The 25,424-nt window shown below is 60.7% G+C and carries 25 protein-coding genes and 3 tRNA genes; 9 read left to right on the top strand and 19 right to left on the bottom strand.

The features are described 5' to 3' along the window. Positions 1-2: 2 nt before the first annotated feature. From Q7U49_RS13480 to Q7U49_RS13470, 3 genes are read left to right on the top strand one after another with little or no spacing between them, the layout of a single operon-like run. Positions 3-665, top strand: a complete 663-nt coding sequence (locus Q7U49_RS13480; protein WP_304764790.1) for a protein-L-isoaspartate O-methyltransferase — start codon at positions 3-5, stop codon at positions 663-665. Between the two features lie 2 nt (positions 666-667). Then, a complete protein-coding gene (locus Q7U49_RS13475) occupies positions 668-1,009 on the top strand; it encodes a rhodanese-like domain-containing protein (RefSeq protein WP_304764789.1) in 342 nt (113 codons plus the stop codon). Between the two features lie 59 nt (positions 1,010-1,068). Then, the gene (locus tag Q7U49_RS13470) at positions 1,069-2,388 is read left to right on the top strand and encodes a TolC family outer membrane protein (RefSeq protein WP_304764788.1); all 1,320 of its coding nucleotides are present in this window, start codon (positions 1,069-1,071) and stop codon (positions 2,386-2,388) included. A 245-nt stretch (positions 2,389-2,633) separates the two neighbouring features. On the opposite strand, the gene Q7U49_RS13465 is transcribed toward Q7U49_RS13470, so the two are convergent. The 7 genes from Q7U49_RS13465 to Q7U49_RS13435 form a co-directional block, all read right to left on the bottom strand. Next, positions 2,634-4,682: an MtrB/PioB family decaheme-associated outer membrane protein gene (locus tag Q7U49_RS13465; protein WP_304764787.1), complete on the bottom strand. Its 2,049-nt coding sequence runs from the start codon at positions 4,680-4,682 to the stop codon at positions 2,634-2,636. A 21-nt stretch (positions 4,683-4,703) separates the two neighbouring features. Further along, positions 4,704-5,690: a DmsE family decaheme c-type cytochrome gene (locus tag Q7U49_RS13460; protein WP_304764786.1), complete on the bottom strand. Its 987-nt coding sequence runs from the start codon at positions 5,688-5,690 to the stop codon at positions 4,704-4,706. A 272-nt stretch (positions 5,691-5,962) separates the two neighbouring features. Further along, positions 5,963-7,180 carry a type II toxin-antitoxin system HipA family toxin gene (locus Q7U49_RS13455; RefSeq protein WP_304764785.1) on the bottom strand — a complete coding sequence of 406 codons (1,218 nt, stop codon included), beginning with the start codon at positions 7,178-7,180 and terminating at the stop codon, positions 5,963-5,965. Then, positions 7,170-7,445, bottom strand: coding sequence for a helix-turn-helix domain-containing protein (locus tag Q7U49_RS13450; RefSeq protein WP_304764784.1), 276 nt, complete (start codon positions 7,443-7,445; stop codon positions 7,170-7,172). The genes Q7U49_RS13455 and Q7U49_RS13450 overlap by 11 nt, the downstream gene beginning before the upstream one ends. A gap of 82 nt (positions 7,446-7,527) precedes the next feature. Further along, positions 7,528-8,826 (bottom strand): 3-deoxy-D-manno-octulosonic acid transferase, encoded by a 1,299-nt coding sequence (locus tag Q7U49_RS13445; protein WP_304764783.1) that lies wholly within the window; start codon positions 8,824-8,826, stop codon positions 7,528-7,530. Beyond that, positions 8,823-9,827 carry a lipopolysaccharide heptosyltransferase I gene (gene waaC / locus Q7U49_RS13440; RefSeq protein WP_304764782.1) on the bottom strand — a complete coding sequence of 335 codons (1,005 nt, stop codon included), beginning with the start codon at positions 9,825-9,827 and terminating at the stop codon, positions 8,823-8,825. Before waaC ends, Q7U49_RS13445 begins: the two co-directional genes overlap by 4 nt. Further along, positions 9,824-11,206, bottom strand: coding sequence for a phosphomannomutase/phosphoglucomutase (locus tag Q7U49_RS13435; protein WP_304764781.1), 1,383 nt, complete (start codon positions 11,204-11,206; stop codon positions 9,824-9,826). Before Q7U49_RS13435 ends, waaC begins: the two co-directional genes overlap by 4 nt. 128 nt (positions 11,207-11,334) lie before the next feature. On the opposite strand from Q7U49_RS13435, the gene Q7U49_RS13430 reads away from it, so the two are divergent. Both Q7U49_RS13430 and Q7U49_RS13425 read left to right on the top strand, forming a co-directional pair. Beyond that, a complete protein-coding gene (locus Q7U49_RS13430) occupies positions 11,335-11,829 on the top strand; it encodes a methylated-DNA--[protein]-cysteine S-methyltransferase (RefSeq protein ID WP_304764780.1) in 495 nt (164 codons plus the stop codon). Next, positions 11,826-12,731, top strand: coding sequence for a DMT family transporter (locus tag Q7U49_RS13425; RefSeq protein ID WP_304764779.1), 906 nt, complete (start codon positions 11,826-11,828; stop codon positions 12,729-12,731). The genes Q7U49_RS13430 and Q7U49_RS13425 overlap by 4 nt, the downstream gene beginning before the upstream one ends. Here the strand turns inward: Q7U49_RS13425 and Q7U49_RS13420 are convergent. The 10 genes from Q7U49_RS13420 to folC all read right to left on the bottom strand — a co-directional run bounded on the left by Q7U49_RS13420 (position 12,715) and on the right by folC (position 20,558). Next, positions 12,715-13,344, bottom strand: coding sequence for a LysE family translocator (locus tag Q7U49_RS13420; RefSeq protein WP_304765197.1), 630 nt, complete (start codon positions 13,342-13,344; stop codon positions 12,715-12,717). The genes Q7U49_RS13425 and Q7U49_RS13420 overlap by 17 nt on opposite strands. 135 nt (positions 13,345-13,479) lie before the next feature. After that, positions 13,480-13,556 (bottom strand) — tRNA-Asp (locus Q7U49_RS13415). An 89-nt stretch (positions 13,557-13,645) separates the two neighbouring features. Then, a tRNA-Glu gene (locus Q7U49_RS13410) sits at positions 13,646-13,721 on the bottom strand. 34 nt (positions 13,722-13,755) lie between these two features. After that, positions 13,756-13,831 (bottom strand) — tRNA-Ala (locus tag Q7U49_RS13405). A 58-nt stretch (positions 13,832-13,889) separates the two neighbouring features. Continuing rightward, positions 13,890-15,284 carry a glutamate--tRNA ligase gene (gltX, locus tag Q7U49_RS13400; RefSeq protein WP_304764778.1) on the bottom strand — a complete coding sequence of 465 codons (1,395 nt, stop codon included), beginning with the start codon at positions 15,282-15,284 and terminating at the stop codon, positions 13,890-13,892. Next, the gene (locus Q7U49_RS13395) at positions 15,281-16,504 is read right to left on the bottom strand and encodes an O-succinylhomoserine sulfhydrylase (protein ID WP_304764777.1); all 1,224 of its coding nucleotides are present in this window, start codon (positions 16,502-16,504) and stop codon (positions 15,281-15,283) included. Before Q7U49_RS13395 ends, gltX begins: the two co-directional genes overlap by 4 nt. Before the next feature lie 2 nt (positions 16,505-16,506). Continuing rightward, a complete protein-coding gene (gene purF, locus Q7U49_RS13390; RefSeq protein WP_304764776.1) occupies positions 16,507-18,006 on the bottom strand; it encodes an amidophosphoribosyltransferase in 1,500 nt (499 codons plus the stop codon). Between the two features lie 27 nt (positions 18,007-18,033). Next, a complete protein-coding gene (locus tag Q7U49_RS13385; protein ID WP_304764775.1) occupies positions 18,034-18,522 on the bottom strand; it encodes a CvpA family protein in 489 nt (162 codons plus the stop codon). Positions 18,523-18,538: 16 nt separating this feature from the next. Next, positions 18,539-19,222 carry an SPOR domain-containing protein gene (locus tag Q7U49_RS13380; RefSeq protein ID WP_304764774.1) on the bottom strand — a complete coding sequence of 228 codons (684 nt, stop codon included), beginning with the start codon at positions 19,220-19,222 and terminating at the stop codon, positions 18,539-18,541. Between the two features lie 19 nt (positions 19,223-19,241). Beyond that, positions 19,242-20,558: a bifunctional tetrahydrofolate synthase/dihydrofolate synthase gene (folC, locus tag Q7U49_RS13375; protein WP_304764773.1), complete on the bottom strand. Its 1,317-nt coding sequence runs from the start codon at positions 20,556-20,558 to the stop codon at positions 19,242-19,244. An 81-nt stretch (positions 20,559-20,639) separates the two neighbouring features. On the opposite strand from folC, the gene Q7U49_RS13370 reads away from it, so the two are divergent. The 3 genes from Q7U49_RS13370 to argG are packed head-to-tail and all read left to right on the top strand — an operon-like array spanning position 20,640 to position 22,728. Then, entirely contained in the window at positions 20,640-21,005 is a 366-nt protein-coding gene (locus Q7U49_RS13370) for an ArsC family reductase (protein ID WP_304764772.1), read from the top strand. A 47-nt stretch (positions 21,006-21,052) separates the two neighbouring features. Further along, positions 21,053-21,379 carry a pyrimidine/purine nucleoside phosphorylase gene (locus Q7U49_RS13365; protein WP_304764771.1) on the top strand — a complete coding sequence of 109 codons (327 nt, stop codon included), beginning with the start codon at positions 21,053-21,055 and terminating at the stop codon, positions 21,377-21,379. A gap of 5 nt (positions 21,380-21,384) precedes the next feature. Further along, positions 21,385-22,728, top strand: coding sequence for an argininosuccinate synthase (gene argG / locus Q7U49_RS13360; protein WP_304764770.1), 1,344 nt, complete (start codon positions 21,385-21,387; stop codon positions 22,726-22,728). Between the two features lie 69 nt (positions 22,729-22,797). Here argG and Q7U49_RS13355 read toward each other — a convergent pair whose 3' ends face one another. After that, entirely contained in the window at positions 22,798-23,760 is a 963-nt protein-coding gene (locus Q7U49_RS13355; RefSeq protein ID WP_304764769.1) for a complex I NDUFA9 subunit family protein, read from the bottom strand. Between the two features lie 44 nt (positions 23,761-23,804). Further along, on the bottom strand, positions 23,805-24,878 hold the full coding sequence (gene murB / locus Q7U49_RS13350; protein ID WP_304764768.1) for a UDP-N-acetylmuramate dehydrogenase: 1,074 nt from the start codon (positions 24,876-24,878) through the stop codon (positions 23,805-23,807). 33 nt (positions 24,879-24,911) lie between these two features. Between murB and Q7U49_RS13345 the strand changes: the two genes are divergently transcribed. Next, complete coding sequence (locus Q7U49_RS13345) at positions 24,912-25,397, top strand: YajQ family cyclic di-GMP-binding protein (protein WP_304764767.1); 486 nt, start codon at positions 24,912-24,914, stop codon at positions 25,395-25,397. The last annotated feature ends 27 nt before the right edge of the window (positions 25,398-25,424 follow it).

Genomic DNA, 25,424 nt, shown 5'->3' with positions numbered 1-25,424 from the left:
AAATGAACTTGCAGAACGTGGAACAGGCCCGTTATTACATGATCGAGCAACAAATTCGTCCCTGGGATGTGTCTGATGCTGCGGTGCTGGACCTGCTGGCCAGCGTCAAGCGCGAAGACTTCGTGCCGCTGGCACAAAAGTCCCTGGCGTTTGTCGACATGGCCATCCCGCTGCCTGCCGGCCAGAGCATGCTGCCCCCGCGCGTCGAGGCGCGTTTGCTGCAGGACGCCGCCGTCAAGCCCACCGACAAGGTGCTGGAAATTGGTACCGGCTCGGGTTACATGACGGCCCTGCTGGCGCATCAGGCGCAACGTGTGGTGTCGCTGGAAATCAACCCCGAAATTGCCGACCTGGCCCGTGCCAACCTGCAGCGCGCCGGCATCCATAACGCAGACGTTCTGGTGGTGGACGGCGCCAAAGGCACGCCAGCTGACGCGCCCTTTGATGTGATTGTGCTGGGCGGCTCGGTCGCCGAGGTGCCGCAGTCGCTGCTGAACCTGCTCAAGATCGGAGGCCGCCTGGTCGGTATCATCGGCGAAGAGCCCATCATGCACGCGCAGGTGATTACCCGCAGCAGCGAGACCAACTTCACATCGGTCGAGAAATGGGACGACAACGCACCCCGTTTGCTCAACTTCCAGCAACCCAGCGCCTTCAAGTTTTAAACATGGTCACACAAGTTCGCCCCCTTCAACTCAAAGACTGGCTCGATGCTGTGCGTGGTCACGGCGACCCGGTGGTGCTTGATGTGCGCGAGCCCCACGAACTGCGCACCGCCAGCATCAGGGCCGATGGCTTTGAGCTCATCACCATCCCCATGGGGGTGATTCCGCCGCGTCTGAATGAGCTGGACCCCGACCAGCCCGTGGCCTGCCTGTGTCACCATGGCGCACGCAGCATGCAAGTGGCCAATTTCCTGAAGGCGCGCGGCTTCAAACACGTGGCCAATGTCTCGGGCGGTATCAACGCCTGGTCGTCCGAAATCGACCCCAGCGTGCCACGCTACTGATTCCACGCGTTTTCCACCGACCCCGCTACTTGCTAGCACCTCACCTCAGGCACACCATCATGATTCTGCGTCAACTCCCCCTTGCTCTGGCCCTGACCGCCGCCTTCGTGCTGCCCGCACAGGCCCAAAGTCTGGTGGAGCTCTTTGATGCGGCACGCGGCTTTGATGCCAGCTACCAGTCGGCCAAGTCACTGTTTGAGGCCAATCTGGCCAAGGCAGAACAGGCCAAGGCGGGGCTGCTGCCCACCGTCGGTCTGGCCATGGGGGTGAACCGCACCAACGTTTCAAGCGACACCACACAATTTGACCGCGGCTCTTACGGCAACCAAAGCGCCACCCTGAGCGCGAGCCAGCCCTTGTACCGGCCCGCCAATGTCGCCACGGCTGCGCAAGGAGAAAAGTCGGTTGGCGTGGCCCAGGCCCAATTGCAGGCAGCCGACCAGGACCTGATCGTGCGCGTCAGTCAGGTCTACTTTGATGTGCTGGCCTCCAACGACAGCCTGAACTTTGTCAAGGCGCAAAAGTCTGCGGTGTCCGAGCAACTGGCCTCGGCCAAACGCAACTTTGAAGTCGGCACCGCCACCATCACCGACACCCGCGAGGCCCAGGCCCGCTTTGACCTGGTGCTGGCGCAGGAAATTGCCGCCGAGAACGACCTGCGCGTCAAGAAATTGGCGCTCGACCAACTCACCGGCAAAGCTGGTGCCGCACCCAAGCCGCTGGCCATGCCCGTGGTGATTGCCCCCGTTGCACCCGCGGACGTGACCGCTTGGGTCGCCCAGTCGGAAGCCATGAGCCCAGCCGTGCGCCAAGCCCAACTGGGCCTGGAAGTGGCCCAGCTTGAAACCCAAAAAGCGCAAGCAGGCAACAAGCCCACGCTGGATTTGACCGGTAGCTACAACATCACCCAAAACAACGGCTCATCCAATACCACGCAGGATTACCGCACCAATGTGGCACAGGTCGGCTTGAGCTTCAACCTGCCGTTGTTTGCCGGTTACGCCATTCAAAACCGCATCAAGGAAACCTTGTCGCTGGAAGACAAGGCCCGCAGCGACCTTGACGCCGCCAAGCGCGGCGTGGCGCAAAGCACACGTACCGCGTTTTTTGGTGTTGAATCCGGCCTGGGCCAGGTCAAGGCCCTGGAAGCCGCCGAAGCCTCCAGCCAAAGCGCGCTCGATGCCACCAAACTGGGCTACCAGGTGGGTGTGCGCATCAACATCGACGTGCTCAATGCCCAGACTGCGCTGTTCGACACCAAGGCCAAACTGGCCAAGGCACGCTACGACGTGCTGCTGGGTGGCCTGAAACTGCGCCAGGCCAATGGCTCGCTCAAGGCGGACGACCTGAACGCGGTGAACGCGCTGCTGGCCAAGTAAGCGTTTGAGCTTACTGAAGGGGTCGACTTCAGTCGGCCATGGCGGGGGAAAGTTACCGACCCTTAATCCGCCCCAGCATGTCCCGAATGATGATCTTTCTAATCGCCCGGAGCAGCATGAGCTCGCTGCCCTGAAGCGCCCGCACGGCTTCAGGGTCCTTGCGTTAGCTTAAGTCAATTTCAAACTCATGAGCCACGCCCACTAGCAGGACAATTGGGCCGGATTTCACCGGCCCGATCGGCCGATTACTGGAACTTGTACATATAGGAAACACCAATGAAATTAACCGACTGCTTGGGGTTTTGACTTAGCCGGGTGCCGTCGGCGTAGGTGAAGTTTGACCAGGTCCAGTCATTGGATTTATAGCGGTCATACACGTAATCCAGGCGCACGCTGGAGCGTTTGTCCACGGTGTAGGTTCCGAACAATTTGACGCTGGTCAGTCGGGTTGCGACGTCAGGCAATACCGGCGCCGCTCCGGCGCCGCCATCCGTGAATGCCTGCTGGTATTTGTCGACGATGTCGGAATGACTCAGATCAACGCCCGCTTCGAGTTTGGCGCTGATTTGGCCCCGCAAGCCCACACCGAAAGCATTGGTTTTGCTTCCAAGGTTGGCAGCCCAAGGCCTATTGGGATTGGTAGTACTTGTGGATTGGGTGACATTATTTTCATTAAATGACGCCCAAGCATTGGCCTGCCATTTATCGGAAATTGCATAAGCGGCATCGATTGCGTAATTTTCAGACTCGCTTTCGCGGATGCCCAACGCGGCAGCGGTTCGCTGCCCATAGTCATCCTGCATGTTATCGGCCACGAACTGCACCGACAGTAGCTCGGTCGGCTCCCAGTTGAGCGAGAGACGCAGCTTGTCGCGCTCCCGGTCGGCCAAGTGCAGCGGCGCGACCAGATTGCTGCCTACAGCGCCGTCCAAGGTCCTGGTGGTCAGGAAATCAGAGCCATCTCGATCGCTGCGAACATACGAGACAGCGCCGGTGAGGGTATCCGACATGGAACGCCGCAGTTCGATCCGATACGAGGCCTCCTGCGTTTTGTCGCGGAAGCTGACGGAGCGCACGGCGGAAGTGTTGCGCTCCTTCTCTTCATAGTCAATGCCACCGGTCACGCGCAGGGCCATCGGCAACTGGTAACTTGCTTCGAGCTTGCCGCTGGTCGTTCTGGTCGATCGTGGTTCGTTAGAGCCATCCCAGCTGCCGGAAGTTACAACGCCGTATTTCAGAACCGGCGTTTTATCGTCCCGGTCCTCGTAACGGAAATTGGCCAGCAGCGAGAGCTGGGGCATAGGTCGCGCCGTGAGACCCATTTGAACCAGTGTCGTGTCAACGCGGGCCCCGAGGTTGTTAACACCTACGATGGCTGGTGCCAAAGCCACGCCCGTCAAAAATGGATCGTCCTGAGTCGCCCTGGCATAGGCCACCTTGAAGGTGCCACGCGTGGTCGGCGTGAAGCGATAGGCCCCTGCCAACGACAACTGGTGCGACTGGTTATCGGGCGGCAGCCCGATCGGTGTAAATGCCGCAATAGCGCCGGCGCCACCAGTTGTCGTCAAGGCCGTATTCTGGTTGATGTATGCCGTGCCGTAATATCCCCCCGACAAAGTCAACCGTTCGGTGTTGTAGCCGACGATGGCTTCGATTTGCCGGGTAGTGGAATTGATCGGCTCTGGAGTAAACCCAAATCCGTTACTGCCAGTGGTTCCCCGAGCAAACAAGCGTGCGCCGTCCTTTTCTTCGTTGCGTGCGGTGACTCGAACATCAAAACCGTTGCCCAGTTGCTTGCTGAAGCCCAGGCCAATGGCTTCACGTTTGGTTTTTAATTGAACTGCACTACCCGCAGTTGATGTCGTGGGAATAACCAAATTCGCCGTGCCAATGCCGGTCACGGCGGTAGTCACCGTGTAAGGCTCGTAGCGCGGTGTCTGGTTGTAGTCCAGATAGTAGGCCCAGTCGCCCTGACGATCATGGCTGATGCGAAATTCCCGGCTATCGAGGCCGAGGTTCTGGCCGCTGAATTTGAGCCAAGTACCGGTGGCCTCGTCGCGCCGGACAAAGTCCACATCCAGCAGGCCGTAGACGCCCTTGTCGCGCACGCCGCTGTATTGGCCAAAGCGCGGCGCATCTTTGGACAGATGTCCGACGCCAACGCTGAAGCTGCTCTCGGGTGTGATAAGTTGGGTCAACTCGTCGCTCTCTTGGGCCAAGACAGGGCCATAAGCCGCCAGCAGCGCCGCAGCCAATGCCGCCAGAGGAAAAACCGAATGACTATTTGTTTTCATGATGATTCTCCTTTGGGTCTATCAGCGACGGAAGGTGCGCTCATTGGACGTATTTATTGGATTGTTGGTGCCGTGAATCTGGGTGTGGCAGTTCAAACAATCGCGCGCCACTGTATTGGTGCTGGTAGACCCGGTCGTAGTTTGCAAAGACGCAATGCCACCGCGATGACTGGTCGGTTCATGACATTGCTGACACAAAAACGGACCGCGGGTTTTGAGCAAATTCGCATTGGTCGTGCCATGCGGGTTGTGACAAATCGAACAATCTTCTTGCACAGGCTGATGGTTGCGCACGAACGGGCCACGTTTTTCCATGTGGCAGGTGTAGCAGGTGTCCACCACGCTGTCGCGCACCATCATGCTCGGTCCGGCGGAGCCATGCGGGTTGTGGCAGTCGGAGCAGGCGACTTTGCCTTCTGGAATGGGATGGCGTGAGGGCTTGTTGACCTGTACGCGCTGCTCCTTGTGGCAGGTGAAGCAGACCCCGGCCTCGGTCTTCTTGTCGCGCACCTTGTCATGGGCGGCGTGAACCTGATGGCACGATGTGCATGCCACGTCCCTGGTCTGGTGGGCACTGCCCTCCCAATGCGAGCGCTTGGCATCTTTTTGGTGACAACTCAGACACGAATCATTGCGCACTTGCACCGGAGTTGTGGACTTTTTACCAAAGGTGCGGTCGGCTTTGGGCGGCTTGTCGCCACCCTTGTAATCTTTGTGATTATTGCTGTCACCGTGGCAATCCGTGCAGGTGGGGCTGCGGCTATCGGCCTTGACACCGTGACGGGTCTTGCCAATCGCCAGCACCGAGGGGCGTGCCTCCAGCATGGTCTTGGACGCAACACCAGTGTCGTCAGCTTCATCATGACAACCGGTACATTTGGCATCGCCCTTGAGCAACAAATCCTGGGGCTCCGCCGCCATGGCGACACCACCGGCAAGTACCGCACTCATGATCGCGCATCGAAGCGTGACCTTGAGAAACTGCTTGAATCCAGAGATATTTTTCATGCTGCTAATCCTTTACATTTCTGTCGTTTGATCGACCAAGCGTTCATCCATTCAGGATGACTCGGCAAAAAGTTCTTCAACCCGGGTACACAAATCTTTACAAGAACTTTGCAGGCGATCATAGTGTCCCCACAGCCTGAAATGGCTTTTTTGGTTTTTTGAATTTTTAAGTTGTTTGATTTGGATCAAACGAATGAGGCTTGATCAATTGCGGCGCGGATTGAACAAGGCTGTGATGGCCCCGCCTGGCGGAAGTCAGGTAGCAGAGCCGGTCATGCCCGGGCGTAAGCCATGCCACTGTCCCACAGCGTAGCCATATCGCGCAGGGTAGTCGGCGGAATGCGCGCGTCCTGGCGGGCCTGGACCAAGGTGTCGGACATGGCCTGCGCAATGCGCGCGAGCACGCTCTGCGGGACAGTCACACGACACACCTCCCGACCAAAACGTAGCAATTCTTCAGTGGTGGGGTAAGTCCGGGTCTGGCCCTTGCCTGCGAACAATTTAAGCGCCAGGGTCTGGTCTTCCAGGTCCGCCCCACCCTGTAGCCGCGCGTATCGGTAGATTCTGGTGGTGACCACGTCAAACATGGGGGCCAGGCGCACACCATGCGCGTCGCCATACAGCACGCCAAAATTCTTCAGGTGGCCATCCCCGTTGGAAACCATCACGGTGAAAGCGACTTGTTCAAAGAATCGGTGCAAATCAGCATCTGGCAAGCGCAGCATCTTCAACGCCTCAGCGATCCGCTCGTAGCTCCCGTGGTATTTGCGATCAGAAAGCGTGTCGCGAACCCGCAAACCCATGAGGGAGGCCACGTCTTCAAAGCCAGTCCGATCCCCGTTGGCATCGATGTCAAAGCGGTCGACCAGCAGGATCTGGCCGTCGTCAGACAAATCAAAACCGGGTGTCAGAATGCCTGCTGCACTGGCGGCTTTCAGACAAAGAAACTCATTGGCAGCCAGGCCTGGGTAGGCTGCTGACGCTGCTTTGACGATCACGGTAGGAATGGGAATGGTCGCCCGCACCGGCACCATGATCTTGGGCTGCATGCCGGCGACACCGGCGCCCGTGCTGAGATACGCGCGGACCAAATCGTCGAAAACTTCTGGCGTGAACGCGGTAGACAGCAACTGCGCTCGGGAGATAACGGGCGCTTGCGGCGCGGGCGCAATGCCCGGCATTGAAAAGCCAAGGCGACCAATGCCATTGGCACCCGCCAGCGCCAGCAGATGCATGGCTGTCAAAGGCTGTTTGGGGAACATTTGCCTGAGCCGCATGAACAAATCGCCCTCGGGCAGATTCTGGTCCATCACGGGAAACAACGCGCTGTCTTCATAAGTCAACCTGGACGGCGGCATCAAAAGGCCCACGGCGGGCTGGCTTGGGTTGGGATCCAGGTAACGAAACTCAAACCTGCTTTGATGCAACAACTGCCCAGCACCTTTTAAGCCGATCACCACGTCAAGCAGCTTGATTTTTTCAGGAAGCATCATCATCGTCCAGATCGGCAAAGCGCTCGGTCATTTCTTGCAAGGTGGGCAGACCGGCTTGCTCAAGGCGTAGCACCAGACCCATGGCTGCGAGGATCGCTATCAACGACGACACGGTCACGTCATCGCCGTGCTCCAGACGGTACAACACGTCACGACTACGCCCGCTGTGCTTTGCAATATCGGTGGTTTTGAGCCCTAGCTCTTTTCGGGCATTCCTGATGGCTTTACCAAGGTCTTGGGGTAAACGAATAATGTCCTTCATAAAAGACATTATTGTTGTTTATTCAACATTTGTCCAGATTAAAAGACAAATTTGAAGCAAAAAGAAACTGATGGAGCATGGGCTACTTGGACAAATCCCTCTGTGACCATTCGCTTGCCAACATTTCTCCCAAGCGCTGGGCTGCCCCCTGATGCGATTGAGCGAAGCGTTTGGCAGCCTGCCGTATGACTTCCGAGCGAGGGCGGTCAAAACACAGCGCTCCTGCCATCGCAACGGCCTCGGCCAAGTCAGCCACCCGCAGCGCCGCACCCGCCAACTCTGCCTGCTCAGCCGCCTCCAAAAAATTGAAGGTATGCGGTCCCATCACCACCGGGCAGCCACAGGCGGCGGCTTCGATCAGGTTCTGGCCACCCAGCGGCTCAAAACTGCCACCCAGCAGGGCCACGTCAGCAAGACCGTAATACAGCGCCATTTCGCCCAGAGAATCACCGAGCCAAATGACCTGTTTTTCATCGGCTGCGGCAGGCGGCCCGCCCTGCCCCCAGGCACTGCGCCGCTGCACGGCAAAACCATGGGCTTCGATCAAGGCGGCCACGTCATCGAAGCGCTGCGGATGGCGCGGCACGATGAGCCATTGCACGTTTGCGGCATGACTGGGCACACGGCCCAGGATCTGCAGCAACGCCAGCTCTTCGCCCTCGCGCGAGCTGGCGAACATCACCACGGGACGTGCCAATTGCGCGCGCCACTGCTGCCCCAGCGCCAACTGCGCTGCGTTGGGCGCCGCGTCAAACTTGAGGTTACCCGCCACGCCCTTCACTTTGGCGCCCAAGGACTGCAGCCGTTGTGCGTCCTGCGGGGTTTGCGCCCAAACACCTGTCAGGGCGGCAAAGGCCGGCCGTGCCAGCCAAGCCAGTCGCTGTGCTTGCCGCAGCGACTTGTCGCTCAGGCGCGCGTTCACCAGCACCAGCGGCACACCCAGTCGCTGGCAAGCATGCGCCAGATTCGGCCAGACTTCGGTTTCCATCAAGATGCCCAGATCAGGCTTGAAGTGGCTCAAAAAACGCTGCACCGCACCCGGCGTGTCCCATGGCTGCCAGGCTTGCAAGTCGCCCGCTTCAAGTCGTTTGACACCTTCGGCGCGGCCGGTCGCGGTGCCATGGGTCAGCAGCAGGCGCATGTGCGGCAACTGCTCACGCAATGCTGTGATCAACACGGCAGCGGCGCGGGTCTCGCCCAAAGACACGGCATGCAGCCAGACGGTTGGGCCGTCATGCGCGGGCACTGGTTGCGCATAGCGGCCAAAGCGTTCTTCAATGCATTGGCCGTAGCCTGGCTCCTGAACGCTGCGGCGCAGCAGTTTACGCCGAAGAAATGGCTGGGCCAGCCACATCAGCCAGGAGTAGAGCCAAAGAATCATGCGACAGCCGACACGCCAAGCCAGGCCTGCCAGACAGCGTCAACTGAGGGCGTGGGCTGGGCGAACACGCTGCATTGGCGCGGTGATGCCGCCAATGGCCCGGTACGCCAGGCGGTGTCGAAGTTGTAAATCTGCACATGGGGCAGGTCCAGCGCCACGGCGATGTGGCTCAGGCCGCTGTCGACGCCGATCACACCGCTGCAAGTGGCCAGCGCGTCGGTGAGCGCATCCAGCTTCAAAGGCGGCCACACCTGGGCATGGGCCAGACCCTGGGCAATGTCGTTTGCGGTTTGCAGCTCGGCCGGGCTGCCGTGTGGCAAGACCACGCCCAAGCCGGTGGCGTTAAGCCGCTGAGCCAGCGCGCGCCAATGCGCCAGCGGCCATTGTTTGTCAGCGCGCGAGGTGCCGTGCACCAGCGCCACTGTGCCGCGCAGACCCGACGCCGATGCCATCCCGGCGCTGGCCCGTGACACCTGAGCCTGTTGCGTCACCAGACCAAACGACAGCTCGTCGGGCACTCGGTAGTGCAGCGCCTGCGCACACAACTCACGCGAGCGCATCACGGCGTGGCTGTGCGCCGGCAGCGTGATGGCCTGGTGCGCCACCCAGCGCGCAGGGGCCTCAAAGCTGGAGCCTTCGGTCTGGTTGGCCAGGCCGTAGCGCTGGCCACCGGGGCTTAAACGGGCCAGCCACGACACCAGCGCCGACTTGGTCAGGCCCTGCAAATCGATCACCGCATCGTAGGCTTCCAGCTGCAGTTCAAACTTGAATGCCCGCCAGGCGCTTCGTGTGTCAGTGCTGAAAGGGGCTTTGCGCCAGCGCCGCAAGTCACTGGCAATGACGCGCCGAACGCCCTGGCAGCGTTGCGCCAGCGGGGCAAAACCGCGCTCCACCACCCAATCGATATGCGCCTCAGGCAGGGCGCGCAAAATATCTTGCACCGCCGGCATGGCGTGCACCACGTCGCCAAGCGATGACAGCTTGACGATCAGAATCTTCAATGCGCGGCCTCGTCGGTGACAGCACCGGGCAGCACCTGGTGCAACAGCGTCATCATGTCAGTCTGGATGCGCGCCAGCGCCTCGGGCGTATGGCCTTCAAAGCGCAGCACCAGCACCGGCGTGGTGTTGGAGGCGCGAATCAAACCAAAACCATCGGGCCAATCGACCCGCAGCCCGTCGATGGTGTTGAGCGTGGCCGGCGCAGCAAAATCAGTGCGTGACACCAGTTGCGTGACCAGAATTTGCGGCTGGCCTTCGTCACATTTCACGTTGAGTTCCGGGGTCGAAAAACTGCTGGGCAAGGCGTTCAGCACCGCGTTGGCGTCCGGCGATTGGCTCAAAATTTCAAGCAGGCGGCAGCCCGCGTAGGTGCCGTCGTCAAAGCCGTACCAGCGCTCTTTAAAGAAAATGTGACCGCTCATCTCTCCGCCCAGCGGCGAGTCGATCTCTTTCATCTTGGCCTTGATGAGCGAATGGCCGGTTTTGAACATCATCGGCACGCCGCCCGCGGCCGCGATGGCCGGCGCCAGCTGTTGTGAACATTTCACATCAAACAAAATGGTGCCGCCCGGCGCGCGCTTCAGCACGTCACGGGCAAACAACATCATCTGACGGTCAGGGTAAATGGTATTGCCCTCTTTGGTGACTAGTCCCAGGCGGTCGCCGTCGCCGTCAAAGGCCAGGCCCAGTTCGGCATCGCCACTTTTGAGCGCGGCCATCACATCGCGCAGATTCTCGGGCTTGCTTGGGTCGGGGTGGTGATTGGGGAAATTGCCATCGACTTCACTGAACAGCTCGGTCACCTCGCAGCCAATGGCGCGCAGGATGCCAGGGGCCGACGCACCGGCAATGCCGTTGCCGCAGTCCACCACAATTTTCAGGGGGCGCGCCAGTTTGATGTCGCCCACAATGCGCGCCTGGTAAGCCGCCAGCACGTCCACGCGGCGCACCTGACCATTGGCGCGCAGTTCCCAGGTTTCCGCTTCCATCATGCGGCGCAGCGCCTGGATCTCGTCGCCATAAATGGCGCGACCGGCCAGCACCATCTTGAAACCGTTGTAGTCCTTGGGGTTGTGGCTGCCGGTCACCTGAATACCGCTGTTGCACAAGGTATTGGCGGCAAAGTAGAGCATGGGCGTGGTGGCCAGGCCGATGTCGATGACCTCAACACCCGCCTCGGCGAGGCCGCGCATCAGGGCGGTGCTCAAGTCCGGACCGCTCAGACGGCCGTCACGGCCCACCGCCACCGCCGTTTGCCCTTCGCGCAAGGCCACCGTGCCAAAGGCCCGGCCCAGCGCTTGTGCCACTGGGGCGTCAATGGTGCTGGGCACGACACCACGAATGTCGTAGGCCTTGAAAATGGAAGCTGTCAATTGCATGGCATGTACTTGGGGATGGAATGGGTCAAGCGCACAATTGTAGGTGCCGCGTTGTCCACCACGGGCCCCGAATGTTCGCTTGAAGCGGGTGCAGCGCTTATCATCCGGGGCTTTTAACCTGTTAAAAAATGAACAAGAATGCCGCCCCCTTGACCGCCACCTTTGACAGCCCACTGGGCCTCATCCGCGTTGCAGCCAGCCCACAAGGCGTATGCGGCGTCTGGTTCGAAGGCCAGCGCCACCAGCCTGACGCCAGCAGGTGGCCCACGGTTGAAGATCACCCGCTGCTACAACAAGCCACGGTGCAATTGACCCAGTACTTTGCCGGACAACGCCGCCAATTTGACCTGCCGCTGGACCTGAGCGCTGGCACCCCCTTTCAGCAAACCGTGTGGCAGGCGCTGCAAAGCCTGCCTTTTGGCACAAGCTGCAGCTACGGCGCCTTGAGCGCCCAACTGGGCCGACCTAGCGCGGTGCGGGCTGTCAGCAGTGCGGTGGGGCGCAACCCCGTGAGCATCGTGGTGCCCTGCCACCGCGTGCTGGGCGCCAACGGGGCCTTGACCGGCTACGCGGGCGGGCTGGATCGCAAGGCCGCCTTGCTCAAGCTCGAAGGCGCGGTTTGACTTCATCGCATCCCCCGAAAGTCTGGCTAACCGAATTCATCTTGCTGGGTGCCATTTGGGGCGCCTCGTTTTTATTCACGCGGCTCGGCGCTGCTGAATTTGGCGCGTTGCCCACCGCCGGGCTGCGGGTGGGCATTGCGGCCGTTTTCCTGTTGCCCTTGCTGCTGCTGCGCGGCCAGTGGCAAGCCCTGTCAACTCATTGGAAAAAAATCTTTTTCCTGGGCATGCTCAATTCGGGCATTCCCTTTGCACTGTATGCCTACGCGCTGCTGTCGATCAGCACCGGTTTGTCTTCGCTGCTGAATGCCACCGTGCCGCTGTTTGGCGCGCTGGTGGCCTGGCTCTGGCTCAAGGACCGGCCCCATGGCATGAAGATTCTGGGTTTGCTGATTGGCTTTGTCGGGGTGGCCATGCTGGCCTGGGGCAAGGCCAGCTTCAAGCCCGATGCCTCGGGTCTGGTCACGGGCTGGGCGGTGCTGGCCTGCCTGGGTGCCTGCCTGTGTTACGGCCTGTCGGCCAGTTTCACCAAGCGCCATTTGGGCGGCGTGCCCTCGCTGGTGATTGCCACCGGCAGCCAGTTGGGCGCCACCCTCGGCCTGGCCCTGCCCACGCTGTGGCTGTGGCCCAGCCAGCCGCCCAGCAGCGCGGCATGGCTGGCATTGCTGGCAGTCGGTGTGTTGTGCACCGGGGTAGCCTATGTGCTTTTTTTCCGCCTGGTGGACAAGGTGGGCGCGGCGGGTTCGCTGACCGTCACCTTCTTGATTCCGGTTTTTGCCGTGCTTTACGGTGTGGTGTTTCTGGGGGAATCCGTGACGGCCTGGATGCTGATTTGCGGTATCGTCATTTTGCTGGGCACCGCCTTGTCAATGGGTTTGCTGAAACGGTTCAGTCCCGCACAGTAGCCATCATGGCGGCAAAGCCCACAAAGGCGCCGCCGGTCACCCGGTTGAACATCTTCATGACGCTGGCGCGCTCCAGGTAGACCGCCATGCGCTTTCCGCTGAGCGCGTAAACAAAATACCAGCTCACCTCGATGACTGCAAAGGTCAACAAAAGAATGCCAAACTGGGGCAATTGAGCCTGCAGCGGGTTGATGAACTGGGGCAAAAAAGCCACGGCAAACAGGATCGCCTTCGGGTTGCTGGCGGCCACCAACATGCCTTGGCGAAAGTGGGCTGCGCGCTTGACCGCGGGCGCCATCAGGCCGGCGGCTTCGACGGCGTGCTCTACCACAGGCGCACGCCAACTTTTGATACCCAGGTAGGCCAGGTAAGCGGCGCCGGCCAGGCGCAGGGCATCGAACACGGCTGGAAACAGCTGCAACAAGGCACCCAGGCCTGCTGCCGAAATACTCATCATGGCCAGCAAGGCACTCATGCAGCCCAGCATGGTGGCCATGGCGGCGTGCAGCCCAAAGCGGGCGCTGTTGCTCAAGACCAGCAACATGTTGGGGCCCGGTGTGGCCGAGACCACAAAAGTCATCAAAACAAACAACCACCAGGTTTGCAAACTCATCATTTCATCTTTCAGCCAAACACCAAACACCGTCTTGGCCTGACCAATCAGGGTCAAGAAAATTAAGGCGCAAGCTGATGATTGACAAATTGAAATAGAAAAGCCCCAAGCAGATCAACTGCTTGGGGCTATATCTGGCGGAGCGGACGGGACTCGAACCCGCGACCCCCGGCGTGACAGGCCGGTATTCTAACCAACTGAACTACCACTCCTGGTAGCTAACGTTTGCTCTTGCGAGCCAAGTCATCTGCCCTTGCGGACAAACCGTTACCGACTTGCGCCGATTTATCTTGCGATAAACTGGCGACCCCACGGGGATTCGAACCCCGGTACCTACCGTGAAAGGGTAGTGTCCTAGGCCTCTAGACGATGGGGTCATAACCTTTGGACTTCCGTCATTCTTGAAAACTTTGGTGGAGGTAAGCGGGATCGAACCGCTGACCTCTTGCATGCCATGCAAGCGCTCTCCCAGCTGAGCTATACCCCCGAATCCACAACCACTTTGTTTAGAAGCAGTGTTTGTTTCCAAGCCTCAAATTATAGCGTTAATTTTTAGCCGCTTTTAATCTGGCAATAACTTTTTCACGATCAAATAAAGAAAGCAAGGCATCCAGCGATGGCGTGTGTGCATTTCCCACCACCAACACCCGCACCGGCATGGTCAACAGCGGCATTTTCAGGCCGCAAGCCGTCAGCACTTCCTTGATGGCCGCGGCAATGCCGGCCTTGTCCCAGGCGCAGGTGGCGAGCTTGTCAGCCAACTGAGTCAGCGCCGGTTTGACGGCGTCGGTCACATGCTGGGCCAGATCGGCGTCTGTCGGTTGCACGTCGGCATAAAACACGGCGGCCCAATCGGCCAGTGCCACGGTGGTGTCGCAGCGGTCCTTGAACAGCGCGCAAATGCCGGTCAAACGCGCATCTGCTTCGATGCCGCGCTTGGCCAATTGCGCCTGCACCAGCGGCGCCAGCACCTCGTCGGCCGTGCTCTTGATATGCTGCGCGTTGACCCAGCGCAATTTGGCTTCGTCAAACTGTGCGGCGCTCTTGCCCAGGTGGTCCAGGTTGAACCATTCCAGGAACTGTGCCCGGCTGAAAATCTCGTCGTCGCCATGGCTCCAACCCAGGCGAGCCAGGTAGTTCACCATGGCGTCGGGCAAGTAGCCTTCTTCACGGTACTGGGTGACCGGCTTGGCGCCATTGCGTTTGCTCATTTTTTCGCCCTGCTCATTGAGCACCGTGGGCAAATGGGCGTACACCGGCGGTTCCTTGCCGAGTGCCTTGAAGATGTTGATCTGGCGCGGCGTGTTGTTGACATGGTCGTCGCCGCGAATCACATGAGTGATGTCCATGTCGATATCGTCCACCACCACACAGAAGTTGTAGGTGGGCGTGCCGTCCGGGCGCGCAATGACCAAGTCGTCAAGCTCGTCGTTGCTGATCTCGATGCGGCCCTTGACCTTGTCGTCCCACACCACCGAGCCACCTTGCGGGTTCTTGAAACGCAGCACCGGCTGCACGCCTTCGGGAATGGGCGGCAGCGTCTTGCCCGGCGCGGGGCGCCAGGTACCGTCGTAGCGCGGCTTTTCCTTGGCGACGGTCTGGGCTTCACGCAGGGCATCGAGCTCAGCCATGCTCATGTAGCACGGGTAAACATGGCCGGCAGCCACCATGTCGGCCAGCACCGCCTTGTAGCGGTCCATGCGCAGCATTTGGTAGAACGGACCTTCGTCGTAATCGAGTCCAAGCCAATCCATGCTCTCAATGATGACATCGACAGCCGCCTGGGTGGAGCGCTCCAGGTCGGTGTCTTCGATGCGCAAGATGAAGTCGCCGCCCGTCGAGCGCGCAAACGCCCAGGGGTACAGCGCCGAGCGGATGTTGCCCAGGTGAATGAAACCGGTCGGCGATGGGGCGAAACGGGTACGGGTTTTTGGGGTCATGACAAGGTATTCAGGTTGTGCAGGCCACGGGCCAGGTCGGCCTGGATGTCACCGAGGTGTTCCAGGCCCATGGCCACACGGATCAGGCCCTGGCCAATGCCGGCGGCCTGGCGCTGCGCTTCGGTCAGGCGGCCGTGCGAGGTGGTGGCGGGGTGGGCGATGGTGGTCTTGGTGTCGCCCAGGTTGGTGGTGACCGAGCACACCTGGGTGCTGTCGATCACGTGAAAGGCGCGCTTGCGACCCTGCGTCGCATCGGCGGCAAGCACGTCAAACGACACCACTGCGCCACCCAGGCCGCTTTGCTGGCGCATGGCCAGGTCGTGCTGCGGGTGTGACGCCAGGCCGGGGTAATAAACATGGGCCACATTGGGCTGCTGCTGCAGCCATTGCGCCAGCGCCAGCGCAGCGTCGCACTGGGCACGCATACGAATCGCGAGTGTTTCCATGCCCTTGGTGACGACCCAGGCGTTGAAGGGCGACAGCACCATGCCAGCGGTGCGGTTGATCGGCCAAAAGACGTCGTTGACATACTTGTGCGAACAACAAATGGCACCGGCCACCACCCTGCCCTGGCCGTCCAGGTACTTGGTGCCGGAGTGAATCACAAAGTCAGCGCCAAATTCCACCGGGCGCTGCAGCGCGGGGGTGCAAAAGCAGTTGTCCACGGCCAGCAGCGCGCCACCGGTGTGGGCCACCTCGGCCAGCGCGGCGATGTCGCAAATGTCGGTGAGCGGGTTGGTCGGCGTTTCGGCAAACAGCAACTTGGTGTTGGGTTTGAGCGCCGCGCGCCACTGGGCCACGTCAGTCTGCGAGACAAAGGTGGTTTCCACGCCGAACTTGGCAAACTCCACGGCAAACAGGCGCAGCGTGGAGCCAAACACCGACTGCGAGCACACCACATGGTCACCGGCGCGCAGCAGGCCCATGCCCAGCAAGAGCACGGCAGACATGCCACTCGACGTGGCCATGGCCGCCTCGGTGCCTTCCAGTGCGGCCAGGCGCTGTTCCATGCCGGTCACGGTCGGGTTGCCCACGCGGCTATAGGTGTAGCCGTCTTCCTCGTTGGCGAAACGCTTGCGCGCGGTTTCGGCGTCGGGCTGCACGAAACTGCTGGTCAGGTACAGCGCCTCGCTGTTTTCACCATACTGGCTGGGCTCGATGCCAGCGCGCACCGCCAACGTGTCACGGTGCAGGTTGTCTGGGAGTTGTCTAGCGCTCATGGTCAGTCTTCGTGGTTCGGCAGGGCCAGACGCGAGTTGTCCTCCAGGGTTTCATCGCCCTGAACACGGTTGGCATTGAGGCGCTCGATGTCGTCCAGCGTGATGTCGCCAGTGACGTAAATACCGTCAAAGCAGGACGCATCAAAGTCCTTGATGTTGGCATTGAGCGAGCCAATGGCTTTCTTCATGCCATCCACATCCTGGTAGATCAGGGCGTCGCAGCCAATGATCTCGCGGATCTGCTCGACCGTGCGGTTGTGCGCCACCAACTCGCTCGACGTGGGCATGTCAATGCCATAGACGTTGGGGTAGCGCACCGGCGGCGCGGCGCTGGCCATGTAGACCTTGTTGGCACCGGCATCGCGCGCCATTTGCACGATTTCTTTCGACGTGGTGCCGCGCACAATGGAGTCATCCACCAGCAGCACATTGCGGCCCTTGAATTCGCTGGCGATCACGTTGAGCTTTTGGCGTACCGACTTCTTGCGCACCGATTGCCCGGGCATGATGAAGGTACGCCCGACATAACGGTTTTTGACAAAACCCTCACGGTAAGGCAAGCCCAACAACTGCGCCAATTGGGCGGCGCTGGGCCGGCTGGACTCGGGGATCGGAATGACCACGTCGATCTCGTTGGGCGGCACCGTCGAGATCACCCGCTTGGCCAATGACTCACCCAGGTTCAAGCGCGCCTGGTAGACCGAGATGTTGTCCATCACGGAATCGGGCCGCGCCAGGTAGACGAACTCGAAAATACAGGGGTTCAGCACCGGATGATCGGCGCACTGCTGCGCATGCACCTGGCCTTGCAGGTCAATGAACACCGCCTCGCCCGGCTGGATGTTGCGGTCAAACTTGTGGTTGGTGCCCTCCATGGCGACCGATTCGCTGGCCAGCATGACGGTGCCATCGGCCACGCCCATGCACAGCGGGCGAATGCCAAACGGGTCGCGAAACGCCAGCACGCCATGGCCGGCAATCAGGGCGATCACGGCATACGAACCCCTGACGCGCCGATGCACCTTGCGCACCGCCTCGAACAGGTCGTTGGGCGTCAACGGCATGCCGCGCGTGGTTTCGCCGATTTCGTGGGCCAGCACATTGAGCAGGACCTCGGAGTCGCTCTCGGTGTTGATGTGGCGATGGTCGGCACTGAACAGCTCGGCCTTGAGGGCGTGGGCGTTGGTCAGGTTGCCGTTGTGCACCAACACAATGCCAAAGGGCGCATTGACGTAAAAAGGCTGGGCTTCTTCTTCGCTGAAGGCGTTGCCGGCGGTCGGGTAACGCACCTGGCCCAGCCCGCAATTGCCCGGCAGCGAGCGCATGTTGCGGGTACGAAACACGTCACGCACCATGCCCTTGGCCTTGTGCATGAAAAATTTGCGCTCCTGCTGCGTCACGATGCCCGCAGCGTCCTGGCCACGGTGCTGCAACAACAGCAAGGCATCGTACAAAAGCTGATTTACCGGGGCGTTACTGACAACACCAACAATTCCACACATAGTTTTCCAATCTTTTCAACGACTTGTTCAAGCAGGCAAATACTTCACCAGATCACGCGGCAAACTGGGCTGCAGACTGTGCCACACCGCCAGGGACAGCGCCACGCCACTGGACTCCTGCCAGGCTGAGCTGGCTTTGAAGGGCGTCATGGCAGCCAGCAAGGTGGCCAGCAGCAACAGCAAAACACCTCGTGCAGCGCCAAAAATAGCCCCCAGCACGCGGTCCACCGGCCGCAAACCAACACTCGCCATCAGCTTTTTCAGCAGTGCGGCCACCAGACCGCCAAACATGACCGTGGCAATGAAGACCAGCAGGAAACCGGCAGCGTAGCGCACCATGTCACTGGCGCCGCTCATCGGCAAATAGTGTGCCACGTCCAGTGCCAGCCACTGCGCCAGCACAAAGGCGGCGATCCAGCTCAGCACCGACAAGACCTCGAACACCAAGCCGCGCCAGGCGCCCAACAACACCGACAACAGCAATACCGCGGCAAAAACCCAATCCAGCACAGGCATGGTCAGCAAGCACGCGTCACAGCGTCAATATGCCTGCGGGCAGGTTCAGCTTTTTGATTCTTTCGGCGGTCTTTTCTGCCTCTGCCTTGCTGGCGAAAGGACCGACGCGCACCCGGGTTCGCGGACCCTCCTTGGTTTCTGCCACATGGGTGTAGGTTTTGAGGCCGGCACGCTCCAGTTTCAGGCGCACTTCACGGGCCCGCGCCGGGTCGGCAAAAGCACCCACTTGCACCACAAAACGGCCAGCCGCAGCGGGTTCTTGCGCCGCCTTGCCATCCAGCAAGGCCTGCACCTTGTCGGCCTCGGTTGCCTTGACCGCCACCGGCGGGCTCACCACGCTGGCTTCCGGCTTGACAGCCTTGGCGGGCTCGGCGCTCTCGGTGATCACCACCGACTGCGGTGCCGACGCCGCAGCCGCAGCAGGCGCAGGTGCAAGCGGCGCGATGCTGGAGGCTGGCGATGCCGGCAAGGCCAGGGGGGACACCTTGCTTTTGTCGGGAATATCGATCGGTGTGTCCACCGCAATGGGGCGTGGCTGCTTGTCGAACAGCAAGGGAAAACCAATCACGCCAACCAGCACCAGCACGGTCGCGCCCACCAGGCGATGGCGGGCGCGTTGGCGCATGCGCTCCACACTTTCAGGCTGAACCGACGCGCTGGGGGAGGGATCGCCTTTTTTGCGAAACTTGAAAAAGTCCATGCAGATGAGTTTGAGTGAATCAGGAATGCGGCAAATGCTTGGCCTGCAATCGGGGCACGCCATCTTTCAGCACGCCGCCCACCGTCAGGAACGATCCGAAAACGACGATTCTATCAGCGGGGTCCGCCTGCGAGAGGGCCGCCTGCAGCGCCGACTCGGGGTCGACATAGACCTCGGCAGTACAGTCCTTGCGCTGGTTTGCAGCCTGCCATTGGGCCATCAAGTCAGTGGCGCGGGCTGCCCGTTCGGTCGGCAAATTGGTGAAGTACCACTTGTCGACCAGCGGATTGAGCCGTGCCAGCACGGCGGCAATGTCCTTGTCGGCCATGGCGCCAAACACCGCGTGGGTGGTCGGGAAAAAGCCCATGGCATCCAGGTTGGCCGCCAGTGCCGCCGCCGCATGCGGGTTGTGCGCCACATCCAGCACCAGGTTGGGCTGACCCGGCACAATTTGAAAGCGCCCCGGCAAGTCGACAAAGGCAAAGCCGTTGCGCACCGCCTGTGCCGTGATGGGCAGGCAATCGCGCAAGGCATTCAGCGCCGCCAGCACGCCTGCCGCGTTGACCAGCTGGTTGGCGCCAAGCAGCGCCGGGTAAGCCATGCCGCTGTAGCGCCTGCCGCGCCCGGCCCAGGCCCATTGCTGCTTGTCGCCGGTCACGTTGAAGTCCACCCCCACGCGCCACAGGTCGGCGCCCACCTCCAGCGCCCGGTCCAGCACGCTTTGCGGTGGCATGGGGTCGCTCACCACCACCGGCTTGCCGGTGCGCATGATGCCAGCCTTCTCAAAGCCGATGGCGTCGCGGGTCTCACCCAGCAGCGCGGTGTGATCGAGGTCGATGCTGGTGATGATGGCGCAGTCAGGTTCGATGATATTGACCGCATCCAGCCGGCCACCCAGGCCGACTTCAAGCACCACGACGTCCAGGCGGCTGTGCCGCAGCACGTCCAGAATGGCCAGCGTGGTGAATTCAAAATAAGTGAGGGAGACCGCATCATCCCCCTGCACCCGGGCGCTTTCCACCCGGGCCAGCGCCGCCGCCAGCTCGGACGCCTTGACCGGTTCACCGTTCAAACGCAACCGCTCCTCAAAATGCACCAGATGCGGCGAGGTATAGACCCCGGTGCGGTAACCCGCCTGCAACAAAATGGATTCCAGCATGGCACAGGTCGAGCCCTTGCCATTGGTGCCGGCCACGGTGATCACCGGGCAAGTAAAACCAATGCCCATGCGCCGGGCCACGGCATGCACACGCTCCAGGCCCATGTCGATGGTGGTGGGATGAAGTTGCTCGCAATGGGCGAGCCAGTCGTTGAGGGTTTGAGGCGTTGGTTTCATACAGCCCCGAATTGTCCACCAGACGGCGTGCACACCCTTGCCGCCCGGGCCTTATTCCCCGCTAATGGCATGATGGAGGCCATGAAAACCTCCATTCTCATTGTTTACGGCATTCCCAACTGCGACAGCGTCAAAAAAGCGCGCGCCTGGCTCACCGACCATGGTGTGGCCTACCAGTTTCATGATTTCAAGAAACAGGGCGTGCCCGCCGAGTTGCTGCCAAATTGGCTGGCGCAGGTGGGCGAGGCTGTGCTGCTGAACCGCAAGGGCACGACCTGGCGCAAGCTTGACGAGGCCACCCGCGCCGCCGTGGTCGATGATGCGTCGGCCACCGCCTTGATGCTGGCCCAGCCCAGCGTGATCAAGCGCCCGGTAGCGCTGTGGCCCAATGGCCAAATCAGTGTGGGCTTTGATGCAGCCGGTTTTGCCGCACGGGCAGCGCTGTAGAGCCTCCTCTAAAATCTCCCTTTTCACCGCTCAAGAGCACCTTCACCATGACAACCACCCACATCGACGGCGTGACCGTCACCACGCAAGCAAGCGTTTACTTTGACGGTAAATGCATCAGCCACGGCATCACCTTCGCGGACGGCACCAAAAAATCAGTCGGCGTGATCCTGCCTGCCACCCTGACCTTCAACACCGGCGTCTCCGAAGTCATGGAATGCGTGGCCGGCAGCTGTGAATACCGGCTGGCGGGCACCGAGGACTGGGTCAAGTCCAGCGCCGGTGAGCAATTCAGCGTTCCCGGCAACACCCAATTCGACATTCGCATTAACCCGGGCAGCGAGCCTTACCACTACATCTGCCACTTCGGTTGAACCCCATGAGCGCCACCATCCTTCAAAACATTCCCGCCGGCCAAAAGGTCGGCATCGCCTTTTCGGGCGGCCTCGACACCAGCGCCGCGCTGCACTGGATGAAGCTCAAGGGCGCCCTGCCCTACGCCTACACCGCCAACCTGGGCCAGCCCGACGAAACCGATTACGACGAGATCCCGCGCAAGGCGATGGAATACGGCGCTGAAAAAGCCCGCCTGATCGACTGCCGCCAGCAGCTTGCCGCCGAGGGCCTGGCGGCGCTGCAAAGCGGTGCCTTCCACATCAGCACGGCTGGCGTGACCTACTTCAACACCACGCCCATTGGCCGCGCTGTCACCGGCACCATGCTGGTGGCCGCCATGAAGGAAGACGACGTCAATATCTGGGGCGACGGCAGCACCTTCAAGGGCAATGACATCGAGCGTTTTTACCGCTACGGCCTGCTGACCAACCCCTCGCTCAAGATCTACAAGCCCTGGCTGGATCAGGCCTTCATTGACGAACTCGGCGGCCGCGCCGAGATGTCGGCCTTCATGACGCAGCATGGTTTTGGCTACAAGATGAGCGCCGAGAAGGCCTATTCGACCGACTCCAACATGCTGGGCGCCACCCATGAGGCCAAGGACCTGGAAAACCTGAACTGCGGCATGCGCATCGTCAACCCGATCATGGGCGTGCCGTTCTGGCGCGACGACTGCGTTGTGAAAGCCGAAGAGGTAACGGTGCGCTTTGAAGAAGGCCGCCCGGTCGCATTGAATGGCGTCGAATACCCCGACCTGGTGAGCCTGATCCTGGAAGCCAACCGCATCGGTGGCCGCCACGGCCTGGGCATGAGCGACCAGATCGAAAACCGCATCATCGAAGCCAAGAGCCGAGGTATCTACGAGGCCCCCGGGCTGGCGTTGCTGTTCATCGCCTACGAGCGTCTGGTGACCGGCATCCACAACGAAGACACCATCGAGCAGTACCGCGACAACGGCCGCAAGTTGGGCCGCCTGCTGTACCAGGGCCGCTGGTTTGACTCGCAAGCCATCATGCTGCGCGAAACCGCCCAGCGCTGGGTGGCGCGCGCCGTGACCGGCGAAGTGACGCTGGAACTGCGCCGCGGCAATGACTACTCGCTACTGAACACCGAGTCACCCAACCTGACCTACGCGCCCGAACGCCTGAGCATGGAAAAAGTGGAAGACGCACCGTTTTCACCCGCCGACCGCATTGGCCAGCTGACCATGCGCAACCTCGACATTGTCGACACCCGCGCCAAACTGGGCATTTATGCCAAGTCGGGCCTGCTGTCATTGGGTGGCGGCGGCGACCTGCTCAGCCTCACGGGCGAGAGCAAGCGCTGAACAGTTGACAACTGTGGGGCAGACTTCAGTCTGCCAGGTCGACTGAAGTCGACCCCACAAGGTCCAGGATCAGCGCTTACCCAGGTACTGCTTGGCAATCGGCCGCAGGGCCGCTGCCTTGATGCCCAGGGATTCGAGCCCGGGCTGCTTGCCCGTGGCGATGTTGTCGACCTTCATCGAGTCCAGGTTGTCCAGACTCATCATGGGCTCGCCCGGGGCCATGCCCATCACGGTAGCCTGCAGCCGCGCGGCCCAGCCCGGCAGCGGAATCACCAGGCGACCCATGCCACCGCCCGAGCCACTGAGCTGCGCCGAGATTTGCACCAATTGTTTCAGCGTCAGGATTTCCGGGCCAAAGGCCTCGATCACCCGCGGCGACGGCGCAGCGCTGGCACCGCTAAGGCAGCGCACCACGGCGGTGGCAACGTCTTGCACCCACACCGGCTGGAATTTGGCATCAGCGCCCGCCAGCGGCACCACTGGCAGCATTTTTTGCAGCTTGGCAAACATATTCAAGAATTTATCTTCGGCGCCAAAGATGACGCTCGGGCGCAGGATGCTCAGATCGAATCCGGCCTGCGCTGTGTCACCAGCACTGCCACCCATGGCCGCTTGCACCAGCACGGCCTCGCCCTCACCCTTGGACCGCAGGTACATGGAAGGTGCCAGCGTGGGTTGCAGTGAATCGGCCCCGAGGGCACTGATGTGCACCACCTGGGCAACGCGATTGGCCAGGCAGGCATGGGCAATTTTTTGCGGCAAGGCCACATGCACATGCTCAAACGCCGCCTGCGTGCCATGCAGAATGGCCACCAGGTTCACCAACGCGTCATGCCCGGCGACAGCGCGCGTCAAGGCCGCTTCATCATGCACGTCGAGCTCTTGCACGGTGAGGCCAGGCAAATGCATCACCACATCGGCGTTGGAGCGGCGCCGCGTGGCGACCGTGACCTGCCAGCCCTCGCGCACCAGTTTTTCACACACATGGGTGCCAACGAAGCCGGTACTGCCTAAAACAAATATTTTTTTCATGTCGTGATGATGCGCTAAAAATGGGACGCGTCGCGGTCCCGGGTTTAAATAATGACCGGCTCGGTTTCCAGCCGGATGCCAAAACGTTCGTATACGCTGGTCTGGATCGCCCGGGCCAAGGTCATGACCTCGCCGCCAGTGGTGCCCGAGCCGTCCACACCGGTGCCGCGGTTGACCAGCACCAGTGCCTGTTTTTCATAGACCCCCGCCTGCCCCACCGACTTGCCGCGCCAGCCACAGGCATCAATGAGCCAGCCTGCGGCCAGCTTGACCGAGCCATCGGCCAGCACGTAATGCACCAGTTTGGGCTCACGGGCGATGATATCGGCACACTGTTCAGGCGTGACCGTGGGGTTTTTGAAAAAACTGCCGGCGTTGCCGATCACATCCGGGTCGGGCAGCTTGGCGCGCCGAATGGCACACACCCAGTCGTAAAGTTGCTGCGCGGTCGGATTGCTGACGGCCTGCTCAACCATCTTTTTGTCGATGTCGGCATAACCCAGCACCGGCTTCCAGGGTTTGGGCAGGGCAAAACGCACCCGCAAAATCAACGCCCGGTCTTTCAGGCCCACGGCCTGGTGACCCGCATCGGCATCTGACGCGCTGGCGTGTTTGAACACCGAGTCGCGGTAACCAAACGCGCATTGCGCCGCATTCAGGGTAAAAAGTTGGCCGGTCTGCAGGTCGATGGCGTCCAGTGAATCAAAGCGGTCTTGCAGCTCGACCCCGTAAGCACCGATGTTCTGCACCGGCGAGGCGCCCACCGTGCCCGGAATCAAAGCCATATTTTCCAGCCCGGGGTAGCCAGCTTCGAGCGTCCAGCTGACAAAGTCGTGCCAGTTTTCACCGGCACCGGCTTCCACAATGAAAGCTCTGGCGGTTTCCTGCACCAGCCGCCGGCCCATCACCTCGACTTTCAGCACCAGGGACTTGACATCGCCGGTCAGCACAATGTTGCTGCCGCCACCCAGTACAAACTTCGGGCTCCCGGCCCAGGTGGGGTCGGTCAGGACCGCCTGCACGTCGGATTCGCTGCTGATACGCACCAGCGCATGGGCCTTGGCAACAATGTGAAAGGTATTGAAGGGCTGAAGGGATACGTTTTTCTGGACTAACATGGCGGGATTGTCGAACATTTAGCGAGAACCCTTATGCCCTCTTTTGATACCGTTTGCGAAGCCAGCATGGTCGATGTGAAACATGCCATTGAAAATACAGTCAAGGAAATCACCACCCGCTTTGACTTCAAGGGCACACCCGCTGCCATCGAGCTCAAGGACAAGGAGATCACGCTGATCGGCGACGCTGATTTTCAGCTCAGCCAGATCGAGGACATCCTGCGCAACAAACTCACCAAGCGCAATGTCGATGTGCGTTTTCTGGACAAGGGCGACGTGCAAAAAATGGGCGGCGACAAGGTCAAGCAGGTCATCAAGGTGCGTGACGGCATCGAGACCGAACTCGGCAAAAAGATCCAGCGCATCATCAAGGACAGCAAGATCAAGGTGCAGGCCGCCATCCAGGACGGCAAGCTGCGCGTGAGTGGCACCAAGCGTGACGACCTGCAGGCCGCGATGGCGCTGATGCGCAAGGAAATCACCGACATTCCGCTGAGTTTTGACAACTTTCGCGATTAAGCAAACGCCTCAGCGGTCCTGGACACG

This window comes from Rhodoferax sp. (assembly GCF_030653815.1).
Classification (GTDB): domain Bacteria; phylum Pseudomonadota; class Gammaproteobacteria; order Burkholderiales; family Burkholderiaceae_C; genus Rhodoferax.
Note: the sequence above shows the minus strand (reverse complement) of the source record. Positions and strands in the feature narration are given on the sequence as shown.